We start from the raw sequence: 12,763 nt of genomic DNA, 5'->3' as shown, positions 1-12,763 counted from the left end.
GCTTAAGTGGCGGACATGACTGGCATGACTGGCACGACCGGCAACGCGACTCACGAGACGCCCGGACCGTCCGAGACCCCGCTGCGGGTCGGGCTCGTCGGCTACGGTCTGGCGGGTTCCGTCTTCCACGCCCCGCTGATCGCCGCGACCGACGGTCTCGTCCTCGACACGATCGTCACCTCGAACGAGGAGCGGCGGGCGCAGGCGCGCGCCGAGTTCCCCGGCGTACGGTTCGCCGCGTCGCCGCAGGAGCTGTGGAAGCGGGCGGACGGGGACGGCCCCGGCGCGCTCGATCTGATCGTGATCGCCTCGCCGAACAAGACCCATGTCCCGATCGCGACCGCCGCGCTGGAGGCCGGTCTACCGGTCGTCGTGGACAAGCCGGTCGCCGGTACGGCGGCCGAGGCACGGGGGCTCGCGGCCCTGGCCGAGGAGCGCGGGCTGCTGCTCTCGGTCTTCCAGAACCGCCGCTGGGACAACGACTTCCGCACTCTCGCCCGCCTGCTCGCGGACGGCGCGCTGGGCGACGTACAGCGCTTCGAGTCCCGCTTCGAGCGGTGGCGCCCGCAGCCGAAGGGCGGCTGGCGCGAGTCGGGCGACCCGCAGGAGATCGGCGGACTGCTGTACGACCTGGGCAGCCATGTGGTCGACCAGGCGCTCACCCTGTTCGGACCGGCGGCGCTGGTGTACGCGGAGTCCGACGTACGCCGTCCGGGCGCCGCCGCCGACGACGACACGTTCATCGCGATCACCCATGTGAACGGGGTGCGCTCGCATCTGTACGTCAGTGCCACGACGGCCCAGCTCGGCCCGCGCTTCCGGGTGCTCGGCCGGAGTGCCGGCTATGTGAAGTACGGGCTCGACCCGCAGGAGGCCGACCTGCGCGCGGGGCTGCGTCCGGCGCCGGACCGGCCGTGGGGCGAGGAGCCCGAGGGACTGTGGGGCCGGATCGGCTCGGGCGAGTCCCCGCTGACGGGCGGCGGCACCCCGGTCCGCACGCTGCCCGGCGACTACCCCGCGTACTACGCGGCGGTCACCGCGGCGCTGCGCGGGAAGGGTGAGAACCCGGTGACCGCCCTTCAGGCGGCGGCGGCCCTGGATGTCCTGGAGGCGGCCCGCCGCTCGGCGAGCGAGGGCGCCACCGTGAACCTCTCGTAACGGCAGCCGCGCAACGGAAGACGCGGCGGGGCGGGGCTGGGACACGGCGGGGGCGGCGGGGGCGGCGCGGCCACCGGCGGCCAGCCCAGCGGCCCAGCCCGGCGGCCGCACCGCACCCACCGCACCGCACACCGGGCCCCGCCCCGCCCCCGCGCACCCGTTACGCGTCCTTGAGCTCCTGCCGCTGCCGTCCCAGCCCGGTGATCTCCAGCTCCACGACGTCACCCGCCCGCAGATACGGCTTGGGCTCCGGCTGGCCGAGGGCGACCCCGGCCGGCGTGCCGGTGTTGATCACGTCGCCCGGGTAGAGCGTCATGAAGTGGCTCAGGTACCGGACCACCTCACCCACCGGGAAGATCTGGTCGGCCGTGGTGCCGTCCTGCTTCAGCTCGCCGTTGACCCAGAGCTTCAGCGGCAGCGCCTGCGGGTCGGCGACCTCGTCCGCCGTCACCAGCCAGGGCCCCAGCGGGTTGAACGTCTCGCAGTTCTTGCCCTTGTCCCAGGTGCCCCCGCGCTCGATCTGGAACTCGCGCTCGGAGACGTCGTGCGAGGTCGCGTACCCGGCGACGTGCGCGAGCCCCTCCTCGGCGGATTCCAGGTAGCGGGCGGTGCGCCCGATGACGACCGCGAGCTCGACCTCCCAGTCGGTCTTCACGCTGCCGCGCGGCACCAGCACCGTGTCCTCGGGCCCGACGACGGTGTCCGGCGCCTTGAAGAACAGGATCGGCTCGGCGGGTATCGCCGCGCCCGTCTCGGTGGCGTGGTCGTGGTAGTTCAGCCCGATGCACACGATCTTGCCGATCCGGGCGAGCGGCGGCCCGACCCGCAGCCCCTCGGCGTCGAGCTCGGGCAGCTCGCCGGGCGCGGCCGCGGCGGCCCGTACCCGGGCGAGCGCCGACTCGTCGGCGAGCAGGGCACTGTCGATGTCGGTGACGATTCCCGACAGGTCGCGCAGGGTTCCGTCCCCGTCCAGCAGTGCCGGTCGTTCAGCGCCTGCCGTACCCACACGAAGCAGCTTCAACGGTCTATCTCCCCTTGTTCGAGATCGGGCCCGTCGGATGGGTGGCGGCCATCGCAGGCTTGTCCGATCGTCCAAGACGTCCGATCACTCCGCAAGACCCTGTTCACACACTGGACCGGCGCATCCGCCGCCGCGATTACGCCGCGGTGGCCATGGCGGCCCCGGCGGCCGGCATGTCGCGGTACAGGACGGCCCGTTCGACCGCGGTCCAGGTGGTGCTGGTGACGACGTACAGCGCGGCGGCGAGCGGCACCACGGCCACGGTGAAGAGGGTGGCGAACGACAGCAGCGGCATCAGCTTCGTCATCGCGCCCATGCCGGGCACCGGCTGCCCGTCGGGGCCGGCGGCCGGGGTGACCGGGTTGGCGGCCATCTGCCGCTTCGTCCGCCGGTAGTTGAACGTGGCCACGACGGCGACGATCGCGAACAGCCCGATGTAGACCAGGCCCTGCGCGCCGAACAGCCCGCCGTGCGCGAGGGCGTCCTGCCAGCGCTCGCCGAGCGGTGCGTCGAAGAGCTGGTGCCCGAGGAGCTCGTTGGGGTCGCCGCCGATCTTCTGGCTGGAGAAGAGGTGGTAGAGCAGGAAGAAGGCGGGCATCTGCAACAGGCTGGGCAGGCAGCCGGAGAGCGGCGAGACCTTCTCCTCCTTGTGCAGTTCCATGAGCGCCTTCTGCATGCGCTCGGGGTTCTTGCCGTGCTTCTTGCGCAGCTCGGCGATCTGCGGCTGGAGCCTGGTGCGGGCCTTCTGTCCCCGCGCCGCGGCCCGTGACAGGGGGTGCACGGCGAGCCGGACGAGTGCGGTGAACAGCACGATGGCGGCGGCGGTGGAAGCGGTCTGGAAGAGCGGGTGCAGCACATCGGCGAGCGCGCCGACCAGGTCGGCGAATGCGGACATGAAGACGGACATGGATGAGCCCTCCGGGGGTCTCGTCGTGCCGGGAGCAGGAACGGACTCGGCATGACGAACCGCGCGGGGCGCCCATGGCGCACCTACTGGGGAAGTGGCTGCTGCTGCGAGCCCCTACGCGGCCGTCGGAAGGGCACGGCCGGGGGCTCGGGGGCGCCTGCGCCCCTTGGCGTCCGGATCCCGCTGCGGCAGGAACGCGGTGCGTTTCTCCCGGTCGCGGATGGCGGTGCGGACCCGGGTGCGGGGTACCGGGGCGGCACAGCGGGCGCTGATGACCGAGGCGACTGCGAGCGCGGAGCCGGCGGCGGCGGTCGCGGCGAGCGCGACCGCGGCGGAGAGGCTGCCGCCCTCGGCGAGGAGGACCTCGGTGATGAGGAAGAGCAGCAGTCCGGCGGGGCGGAGCAGCCGGGCGAGGCCACTGCGCAGACGGCTGGTGTCGCCGCTCATCGGCCCCTCCCTTCTTCCGCTCGCGGCCGGTCGGCCGGCCTCGCGCGCCCGTGCCATTCGCACAGACGCGCGCCTGATGCTCTCCAGCCGTTATACACGATGGGTCCGGCGCACCGGACCGCCCGAGGTGGGTCGGTGGCCGGTGAACGGTCGGTCAGCGGCCGGTCAGCGACTGGCCCCCACGGGAGCGCCGTCGGGTTCCGCCACCTGCTCCGGGGCCCCGATCTCGTCCCGCGCGAGCACCTCGTCGTCCGGCCGCTCGTCGCGTTCGCGCGGCCCCGCGTACGTCACCGCGAGCGCGACGGCGAGGTTGGCGCCGAGCGCGACGATGCCCGCGTTCACCCCCCACACCGGATCGTTCTCCGTGAACACGAACCCGCACACCACACCCACACCGACGACCAGCCCGCTCATCGCCCCGAGCAGGGTCAGCCGCCGCCACATCAGCCCCAGCAGCACCATGGGGAGCAGCTGCGCCATTCCCTCGTACGAAATGAGGGAGAGCCGCACCAGGGTGTTCGGCGCGGTGTACGTGAGCACCAGCGCGATCACGCCCGCCACCACCACGACGGTCTGCGCGGCACCCTTCTGCCGCCGCTCCAAGCGCGGTACGAGCGAGAGCACGCTGCGTCCCCACATCGTGCCGATGACCAGCATGAAGACGGCCATCGGCACGATCGAGGAGAGCGCCGCCGCCACCCCGATGACACCGACCGCCCAGGCCGGCAGCGAGTCCACGACCAGCTTGAAGAGGGCCAGGTTGGACTCGGCGCCGACGAGCCCCGGCACGACGAAGAGGGCCGCCATGCCGAGCAGCATCGGCACGAAGAGCAGCACGTTGTAGGCGGGCAGCAGCATCGCGTTGCGGCGCAGCACGTCGGCGTTCTTCGCGCCGAGGTAGCCCGCGACGGTCGTCGGGAAGATCACCACGGTGAGCGAGTTGAGGAACGAGGTGGTGATGAACCATGCCTGTCCGAGCCCGCTGTCCCCGTGCCCGGGGAAGGTCAGCCACTCGCTCTTCTCGGTGACGATCCGGTCGAGGAAGGGCCCGTACCCGTCGAAGTAGTGCATCGGTACGTAGATGGCGAGGAAGCCGAGCGTGGCGATCACGAGGACGTCCTTGAGCACGGACACCCACGCGCTGCCGCGCAGCCCGCTCACCACGACGAAGCCGGTGGTGACGGCGAAGGCGATGAAGTAGGCCTGGTTCAGGCTGATGGCACCGTAGGAGATGGTCGAGACGACCACGCCCATGCCGGTGATCTGGAGCTGGATGTACGGCAGCAGGAACACGGTCGCGAGGACGGCGACGAGCGCGCCGAGCCAGGGCCGGCCGAAGCGGTGCGCCACCATGTCGGTGATCCCGACGAGCCCGTGCTTGCGCGCGTACGCCCAGAGCATCGGCCCGACTACGTAGCCGATGGCGTACCCGCAGGACATGTACGCCACCACGTAGAGCACCGGCGCCCCGTAGTTGTAGCCCCAGCCCGCGGCGCCCAGGTAGCTGAAGCTGGTGTAGCCCTCGCCGGCCATCAGCACCCAGATGAAGACGGTCCCGAGGCTGCGCCCGCCCACGGACCACTCGGCGAGCCCGCCGCCCTCGCCGTTCCCCTTCCGCCGCCCGCGCGTCGCGAGCAGCCCGAGGGCGACGGTGGCGACCATGAAGACCGCGAAGACGGAGGTCGCGACGGTGGCGTTCACCGGCGGTCCCCCCGACGGGTCAGCCATACGGCGACGGGGGTCAGCAGGGTCGCCCCGAGCAGCCACACGAAGAGGAACGGCAGCCCGAGGATCACCGGGTGGACCCGGTTCACGAGCGGCAGCACTCCCAGGTAGAGCACGTAGGGGACCAGCAACCACAACAACTGCGGACGTCGTCTGAGCACGTGAGGGAACCTTAGTGCGACGCCGCTACCGCGACCGGACGTCCACGAGTTTTCCCCATACGACAAGCCGGTACCGGGAGGTGAATTCGGGCGTGCAGGTAGTGAGCGTCACATAGGAACCGGCCTCGTTGTATCCGGTGTACGGCTTCACGTTGCTGCGCGGGATCGCGGCGATGACACCGCCGTCGCGCGGGCTCGTGCGCGCGAGCGTCCGGTCGACGGTGTACGTGTACACGGCGTCCCGGGTCTCGACGGTGATCCGGTCCCCGCGCCGCAGCCGGTTGATGTACCTGAAGGGTTCGCCGTGCGTGTTGCGGTGCCCGGCGAGCGCGAAGTTCCCGGGCCGGCCGGGCTGCGCGGTGCGCGGGTAGTGCCCGACGTACCCCTTGTCGAGGACGCCGCTCTTGCTGATGCCCTGGGCGACGGGCGCGGCGAGCCCGATCCGGGGGATGCGGATGACGGCGTACGCCTGGTCCCACCGGGGCGCGGAACGGGCGGCATGTCCCCCGCCGGTCGCCCCACCGGACCCACCGGACCCACTGGGCTCACCCGAATCCCCGGACCCGCCCCCGGGATCAACGCCGGGCACCGCCCCGGCTCCCCCGCGCTCCTCCCCCCACTCCCGCTGAAGGGCCCGCACCTGGTGCTCGGCCCCGGAGCGGGCCTGCCGGTTGGTCCACCACAGCTGATGAACAACGAGCAACAACAGGACGACGCCGAGGGTCACCACCAGCTCGGCACCCGTCCAGAGCCCGCGCGCGGCGACCCTGCGCCCTCGCGAGTTGCGCTGCACCACCACCGGTATCCGCTCCCGCACGGCCGCACGATAGGCCCCCGGCCCGTAACTCACCAGGCCTGGAACAACTCTCCGCCCCGGAGCCGTACAGCAGTACGGTGTGGTCCATGCGCCCCGACACGCCTGCCGACCACACCACCGAAGCCGAGCGCCTGCTGCGCGCCGCGGCGCGGTACCCCGAGGACCGTGAGCCGCTGCTCCTCCAGGCCGCGGCCCATCTGGAACTCGCCGGCGACCGCGCCCGCGCCACCACCCTCTACGACGAACTCCTCGGCTCCCCCGACCTCGATCTCGACCACCCGCACCTGGTCAAGGCCCTCAACGCGGCCAACCTGTGGGAGTACGGCCACGAGGCGGAGGCCCGCGCGATCATCGAAGGCATCCGCGCCGCGGGCCCGCTCGACCCGGGCCCCTGGGAGATCGCGGCCGAGACCCTCGAAGCCCACGACGAACTCGAAGCGGCCCACGACTACTTCTCGACCGCGCTGACGCTGCTCCTGACGCCGGGCGAGGAGGTCCCGTACGCCGTCCAGTCACTGGTTTTCGGCCGCCACCGGGTACGCAGGCTGATGGGTGTCGACCACGACTCCTGGGACGAGCTGGCCGACACCCTGCACACCGCCGCCGTCCCGCTGGACGAGCTCCACGACCCGAAGCGCCTGTGGTCGCTGGGCTCCTCGGACCCGGGCGAGCTCCGGGCCGAGATCACCCGCCTCCGCGCCGAGTTGGGCACGTACCGCACCGCGCTGTCCCGGCCGTTCCCGGTCGCGCTGCTGCACTGGCCGGCCGCCGAACTCACCGAACTCCTCGCCGCCTACCCGGACCTGCGCGAGGAGTACCCCTCCCACACCGAGCACCTGGCCCGCCTGGAGTCCGCCCTCCGCGACCTCCACCAGGCCGGTACCCCGAACCTGGGCATCGTGACCGGCACGGTCCCCTCGTACGAGGCCTTCGCCGCCTCGGAGGCCGCGTCCCCGTCCGACCCGGGCCTCCTCCCCCAGTACGCCACCACCCTCGCCGCCCGCGGCCGCGCGATCCCCTGGCCCCCGGCCCGCAGCGCGGCCTGCTGGTGCGGCTCGGGGCGGGCGTACCGGGAGTGCCACGGGGGCGACTGAGCGTCGGCGGTGCGGGGGCTTGTTCCGGTCAGGACGCGGGCCCCCGTACCGCGACAAAACCGCGTCGGCGGCTCGGGAAGAACCCGGCGCGGAGCCTCACGCAGGTCCTCTGCGCACCTCATCGAGCGCGCTGCGCAGTTCAACGGCCCGTTCGGCCAGCCAGTCGAGGTAGGGCTCCGGTGTCTCCTCCGCCGGGCTGCCGAACCAGAGGTCGGCGGAGTGCTCCAGCGTGCGGGCGGCCCAATCGGGTCGGTCGGCCACGACCCTCTCCACGCAGTCGACGACATCGGAAGCCCACCAACCGGCGTTCCTGACCCGGATCTTGAAGACCTCCAGCGCTTCGTCGTCGGGCGTCGTGCGCCAGAGGTCGTCGCAGAGCTCCGCGAAGAAGAGCGCGGGATTCTGCTCACGCCACTCATGGTCCTGCTCGATCTCGCGGAGAATGCGCCAGCCCAGTTCATTGTTGTCGGTCATCGGTCCCCTGCTCAGATCGTCGGCCAAGCGCTGTGGACGAACCACCCCTGAGGTGCCGACTTGTCGAGCAGGATGCGGACTTCGGTGCCGCCCGGAGATCCTCTGTCGGCGAGGGGCGGAGATGTGGACGCATTGGCGTCCTGGGGATGGAGTTTTCGATTGGTTGAACCTCCCAGCCACGTGGGAAGCTGACTCGCGGTGGCCGCATGACTGTCCATGCGCAGAAAACAGACTCCGGCACCTACGACAGGAACAATGGTCTGAATTTTACCCTTTTTGAGAATTTCAACCCTGAACGCCATCCAATCCTGCATGACGTCCGAAACTGCGTTCTGTATGCAGGTGCTCGCATCACCGCTTCCGGCGAACGCCCCCGCCATCCCGCCGCACTTGGGAATGTTGGTGGCTGCGCGGTATGCGACCCAGTCCTCGCTGACGGTGGAACCGAGCACCGCGGGAGCCACGGCTTTCAAGTCCCGCGACTGGCCCAGAACATGCCGCCCCGCAATGTGGCCGCTCTGGTGACCTGCGGCGTCCTCTCCGGAGGCGCCTCTGGTCCGCCGCGGGTCCTTCTTGGCGAGATGGCCGACGAGATCCTTGTCCGCAACGCCGCCTATGCGCCGAGCCAGCTCCGCTCTGGCCGCATCACGATTCACGCGGCCTTCCGCCCCCTTCTGCCCCTTGAGCCGAATCCCCTTCTGCGCGTGTTCCCACAGCTCGACATCCGAGTACGCACCGGGGTCGTAGACGGGCTCGGGCGGGAGTGTGTGCGTATTGGTCTTGATGGCCTGCACGTGGACGTGAGCGCCGTCGGCATTCGTGGATTCTTTGATCAGCCGGAGCGGAACTCCGTGGCTTCCCGATATGGGGGCGAGGCGGGCCGGCACGGATCCTAGGGGCGGCTTCGACGAAAGGAGGCGGTCGGCGGCTGCTATGGCCTGCCGTTTCTTGCCGTCTTCCGACTTCCCGGAATCCCCCTCACCCACCTTGTTCTTATTATTCGACTTTCCGGGGAATTTATTCTGGAGCCTACGCCACAGCGCCTTCCCCTTCTTCGCGATGAAGCCCACGATTTTGTCGATGGCACGGTTGACCGGTCTGGCGACGGCATGGAAGACGGATTTGACCTTGTTGGCCAGGCTGCCGATCCCGAGAAGCGAAGCGAGAAACCCGATCAGCAACGGCACACTTGCGGCAAGGGCGGCCTCGACCATCTTCGGGACGCCTGCCGAGCCGCCGTTGGCGATGGCGATGACGGCGTCCAGGACGGCGTTGACGAACTCCACGATCTGGGCGCCCTGGTTCACGATGAACGTGACGATGTCGATGATTCCCTTGACCGCGCGGACGAAGGCGGAGGCGGGGTTGAGGAGGGAGATGATCCAGGTGATCCCGGCGATGATGACGGTGGGGATCAGGTAGCTGGTGAGTTTTTCGAGGATGGTGGCCTTGAGGTCGCCGGCCTCCTCGGTGATCTCCTTGACGGCCCCCGCCGGACCTTCGCGGGCAAGGGTCTGGGCGACGGGGACGGAGGACTCGACGGCGGTCATCGCCTGCTCGGGGATGCCCTTGCGGGTGATGCGGGCGCGGATGTTGTCCCAGGTCAGGCCGAGGAGGGAGGCGATGAGCTGGATGATGCCCTTGAGGTCGAATTTCTGCGGGAGTTCGAGACCCGCCTTGACCGCGGTGCCCAGCAGCCAGGACACGACACCGGTCTTGAGGTGGGTGGCGATGTTGGTGACGAAGAGCTGAAGCCCGGCGCCGACCGCGCGCACGAGGTTGCCGAGGAACCCGATGGGGTCCTTGATGATCTTCATGATGGCGGAGGCGGCCTTGGCGAGGATGCCGAGGAGGAGGTTCTTCAGTTCGTTGATCGTCTTGATGGCGCCGACGATCGCGTCCTTCGCCTTGTCGATCAGCCCCTTGTTGGCCTCCTGGAGCTTCTTGATCTCCTCGTCGATCTTGTTCAGAGCAGCGGTGTACTTGTTGGCGAGGTCCTGGACGAGCTGCTCGGACTTCTCGTTGACCGTGGCTTCGAGATCGTCGAACTTCCCCGCGAAGTCCTTCGCCGCGTCCTCGCCGAACTGCTTCAGGTCCGCGGGGAGCTTGTCGACCTCGGCCTTCAGCTCCGCCCGCCCCTTCGCGATACGAGCCTTCGCCCTGCCGAGCTCCGCGCCGATGATGTCGGCCACCGACGAGATGACCGTCTGCATCTTCGCGACGTAGAGCTTGCGGGCCTCCTGATAGAGGTTGTTGGCCTCCTTGGGCAGGCCCGCGAACTTGTCCTTGACCCACCGCGCCTTGCCCGTCCACCCCGAATACCGCTTGTCCTTGTACGCCTTCATCCGGCGCTTGTGGTCGGCGGTGAACGCGTCGCGGGCCGCCTTCTCGCCCGAGGTGAATGCCTCGTCGACCTTCTTGTCGAGACCGGACAGAGTGGTCTCGACGTCCTTCTTCGTCCCGTCGTAGACCTTCTGGAGCTTCGCCGTCACCTCGGCGCGCTTCTTCTCGTCCTTCGACTTCGTCTCGCCCTTGCCACCATCGACCTGCTTGCCCGCGGAGGCACGGGTCGCGGTCAACGCGTTCATGGCCTGCGCCCCGGAAGCCGCCGCCCCGGCCTTCGCGGTGCTCAGCTGCTGGGCCTCGGCCGCCTTGCCCTTCGCGGGAGCCTTCGCGGAATCGGTCTCGGCGGTCTTCTTCGCCGAGAGAGCCTGGTCGAATTCCGGCTCATTGCCCCTGGCGAGCTGGTCCTCGGTGACCTCCGCGTCCGCCATCGCCTGGTCATTGGCGGCCGGCCCCTCGGAGAAGTCCGTCACGGACGCGGGCTGCTGGGCCGGCACGGCATCCACCGCGGACGGAGCGCCGGGGTTGCCCGGCGCCTGATCCGGAGTCATCGGGGTGACCGGCTTGTCCTTCGCCGCGGCCGTGTCCGGCGGAGCCTTCGTCGCGGTGTCGATGTCCTTGGCCGAGGACTCCTTCCCGTCCCTGACCTTCCCGTCGACCTCGCCCTTGATCTTGTCGGCCTTGCCGGACTTGGAGAACTTGTCGGCGTCGTCGAGGTTCTTCGGCGCCTGCGCGTCGATCGCCTTGTTTACCGCGTCGACGAACGCCTGCTTGTCGAACTCCCCGGGCTTCGCCGCGTTCATCTTCTCCGCGTTCGCCGCCTTGCCCTGCGCCTCCTTGTCGTCCGGCGGCGCGACCGCCGCGTCCTGCGCGGACTTCGACTCCGCGGCAGCAGGCGCATGGTGGGCCAGACGGACCTTCTTCGCCGCCACATCCGCCTTCACCTTGCGGAAGCCGGGCGCCTGCGCCGGGGACGGCTTCACCGGAGCCGTATACCGCTGCGCGACCAGACGGGAGACAGCCGCGTTGCCCGCCGCACGTTGCAGGCGCTGCAGGCTGCGGGGGTCGGGAGCGGGGCGGTCACCCCGCGGGCGGTGGGGTGGGGGTGCTTGCGAACGTGACACTTCGGGCTTGAGTGTCACGTTCTCCTGAAGGGGGGTACCCCTGCGGCCGGACTCGGAGGCGGGGCCCATCCCCGGAACCGCCTTCATCCGCCCTCCCGGCCCGTCGCTGCCGCGTACCCCACCGTTTCGGCCAACACACCAAGGAGAAACATACGAAGCCCGGAAGGCCCTACGGAAGACCAACTCCGTTATGTACCACCGGACTTGCCCCAACGGGCACCCTCACTGCGCGAACGGGAACACGGAAGCGCACACCCCCGACGGCCACGCGGCCACCACCCCTCCCGAAGCCCCGCCAACAAAAGAAATCCACCCCACGGCCCGAAATCCATAGGGTTGCCCCATGCCCGAACTCCAGCGCCTCCGCCCCGACCACGCACGATGTGCCCCAGGCGGGGCGATCAGGCCGGGCAGTGGCACCGCCACGGCACACCACCTCGGAGGCAGCGTCACGATTCCGTGCAGAGACAAGATCGCGGCTACCTTGTCCGAGTTGCTTCTGTTACGAATGAAGAGGTCAGGTGTGCTGTCAGTGAGCAACTAGTAGGGCTTGGTCATGTTGGTGCGGGGTCTGGCATGTCGCGGTGACAAGTGGGGCAGGCGCCGGTCCAGGTCGCGATGAGTATCTGCAGCTCGCGGACAACTCGGTAGAGGCTCAGGCCGACGCCGTCTCTTTTGGGGATCGGGTCAGTCGCTGCAGGGTACAGAAGGCGTGGGCGACCGAGACGAGGGTGACGTGGTGGTGCCAGCCTGGCCAGGTTCGGCCTTCGAAGTGGGCCAGGCCCAGGGCCTGTTTCATCTCGCGGTAGTCGTTCTCGACGCGCCAGCGGAGCTTCGCGGTGCGCACGAGGACGGGCAACGGGGTGGTCTCGGGCAGGTTGGAGAGCCAGAACTGCACGGGCTCGTCCCGGCCGGCGGGCCATTCGGCCAGCAGCCAGCGGACCGGAAGCTCGGTGCCGGCCGTGGCCTTGCGGACCTCACGTCCGGCGGGTCGAACCCGCAGGGCCACGAAGCGCGAGTACATGCGCTTGTACCCGCTGCTGCCGCTGCCCGGCCGCGATCCCTCCCTCCACTGCACCGGCCGCGCGGAGTTCTTACCGGCCGCGATGGCCAGGCTCCTCACCCGCTGGGCCACCTCGGGGTAGGCAGGAACCGGCCGTGGGCCGCGGCCGGAGTAGGCCGGGGTGCAGGGCTGTGCGTCTTCGGGGTGCGCGGTGGTCGTGGTCGAGATGCCCACCACGTACTCGAGGCTGCGTTCTTCCAGGCCGAGCCGGAAGGCTGCGGTGTCCCCGTAGCCGCCGTCGGCGATGACCTGGGGCACCTCGATGCCCCAGGACCGCGTTTCGTCGATCATGTCGAGGGCCAGCTGCCACTTCTCGACATGGCCCACCTGGACGGGGATGGCGCACTTGTCGCGGCGGGCTACCTTGGCCGGGTCGGCCTTGGGCGAGGCGGGATCCCAGCTCCCGGGCAGGAACAGACGCCAGTTCAC

11 protein-coding genes are annotated in these 12,763 nt (G+C 69.9%); 2 read left to right on the top strand and 9 right to left on the bottom strand.

The window, feature by feature from the left end; translation table 11 throughout:
• Positions 1 to 15: 15 nt before the first annotated feature.
• Positions 16 to 1,158, top strand: a complete 1,143-nt coding sequence (locus ACFYY7_RS00055; protein WP_388655263.1) for a Gfo/Idh/MocA family oxidoreductase — start codon at positions 16 to 18, stop codon at positions 1,156 to 1,158.
• 160 nt (positions 1,159 to 1,318) lie between these two features.
• Here the strand turns inward: ACFYY7_RS00055 and ACFYY7_RS00050 are convergent, their stop codons facing one another.
• The 6 genes from ACFYY7_RS00050 to ACFYY7_RS00025 form a co-directional block, all read right to left on the bottom strand.
• Positions 1,319 to 2,179, bottom strand: a complete 861-nt coding sequence (locus ACFYY7_RS00050; RefSeq protein WP_266732721.1) for a fumarylacetoacetate hydrolase family protein — start codon at positions 2,177 to 2,179, stop codon at positions 1,319 to 1,321.
• Between the two features lie 136 nt (positions 2,180 to 2,315).
• Complete coding sequence (locus ACFYY7_RS00045; protein ID WP_388655261.1) at positions 2,316 to 3,086, bottom strand: YidC/Oxa1 family membrane protein insertase; 771 nt, start codon at positions 3,084 to 3,086, stop codon at positions 2,316 to 2,318.
• A 114-nt stretch (positions 3,087 to 3,200) separates the two neighbouring features.
• Positions 3,201 to 3,533: a DUF6412 domain-containing protein gene (locus ACFYY7_RS00040; protein WP_356483912.1), complete on the bottom strand. Its 333-nt coding sequence runs from the start codon at positions 3,531 to 3,533 to the stop codon at positions 3,201 to 3,203.
• A 165-nt stretch (positions 3,534 to 3,698) separates the two neighbouring features.
• Positions 3,699 to 5,234: a sodium:solute symporter gene (locus ACFYY7_RS00035; RefSeq protein WP_388655259.1), complete on the bottom strand. Its 1,536-nt coding sequence runs from the start codon at positions 5,232 to 5,234 to the stop codon at positions 3,699 to 3,701.
• Positions 5,231 to 5,389, bottom strand: coding sequence for a DUF3311 domain-containing protein (locus ACFYY7_RS00030; RefSeq protein WP_124723383.1), 159 nt, complete (start codon positions 5,387 to 5,389; stop codon positions 5,231 to 5,233). The genes ACFYY7_RS00035 and ACFYY7_RS00030 overlap by 4 nt, the downstream gene beginning before the upstream one ends.
• A 55-nt stretch (positions 5,390 to 5,444) precedes the next feature.
• A complete protein-coding gene (locus ACFYY7_RS00025; RefSeq protein WP_388655257.1) occupies positions 5,445 to 6,236 on the bottom strand; it encodes a class E sortase in 792 nt (263 codons plus the stop codon).
• Between the two features lie 86 nt (positions 6,237 to 6,322).
• On the opposite strand from ACFYY7_RS00025, the gene ACFYY7_RS00020 reads away from it, so the two are divergent.
• Complete coding sequence (locus ACFYY7_RS00020; RefSeq protein WP_388655255.1) at positions 6,323 to 7,330, top strand: SEC-C metal-binding domain-containing protein; 1,008 nt, start codon at positions 6,323 to 6,325, stop codon at positions 7,328 to 7,330.
• Between the two features lie 96 nt (positions 7,331 to 7,426).
• Here ACFYY7_RS00020 and ACFYY7_RS00015 read toward each other — a convergent pair whose 3' ends face one another.
• From ACFYY7_RS00015 to ACFYY7_RS00005, 3 genes are all read right to left on the bottom strand, one after another.
• Positions 7,427 to 7,804: a hypothetical protein gene (locus ACFYY7_RS00015; protein WP_388655253.1), complete on the bottom strand. Its 378-nt coding sequence runs from the start codon at positions 7,802 to 7,804 to the stop codon at positions 7,427 to 7,429.
• 11 nt (positions 7,805 to 7,815) lie between these two features.
• Complete coding sequence (locus ACFYY7_RS00010) at positions 7,816 to 11,358, bottom strand: hypothetical protein (RefSeq protein WP_388655251.1); 3,543 nt, start codon at positions 11,356 to 11,358, stop codon at positions 7,816 to 7,818.
• A gap of 568 nt (positions 11,359 to 11,926) precedes the next feature.
• A partial coding sequence (locus ACFYY7_RS00005; protein WP_388655249.1) for an IS701 family transposase occupies positions 11,927 to 12,763 on the bottom strand: 837 nt, incomplete at its 5' end.

It is taken from the genome of Streptomyces sp. NPDC001933 (assembly GCF_042890955.1).
Lineage (GTDB): Bacteria > Actinomycetota > Actinomycetes > Streptomycetales > Streptomycetaceae > Streptomyces.
Note: the sequence above shows the minus strand (reverse complement) of the source record. Positions and strands in the feature narration are given on the sequence as shown.

What these genes read in the sequence shown, in the direction of transcription:
- ACFYY7_RS00015 (WP_388655253.1), bottom strand. Translation starts at nt 7,804, where the DNA reads ATGACCGACAACAATGAACTGGGCTGGCGCATTCTCCGCGAGATCGAG.
- ACFYY7_RS00010 (WP_388655251.1), bottom strand. Translation starts at nt 11,358, where the DNA reads ATGAAGGCGGTTCCGGGGATGGGCCCCGCCTCCGAGTCCGGCCGCAGG.
- ACFYY7_RS00045 (WP_388655261.1), bottom strand. Translation starts at nt 3,086, where the DNA reads ATGTCCGTCTTCATGTCCGCATTCGCCGACCTGGTCGGCGCGCTCGCC.
- ACFYY7_RS00055 (WP_388655263.1), top strand. Translation starts at nt 16, where the DNA reads ATGACTGGCATGACTGGCACGACCGGCAACGCGACTCACGAGACGCCC.
- ACFYY7_RS00020 (WP_388655255.1), top strand. Translation starts at nt 6,323, where the DNA reads ATGCGCCCCGACACGCCTGCCGACCACACCACCGAAGCCGAGCGCCTG.
- ACFYY7_RS00040 (WP_356483912.1), bottom strand. Translation starts at nt 3,533, where the DNA reads ATGAGCGGCGACACCAGCCGTCTGCGCAGTGGCCTCGCCCGGCTGCTC.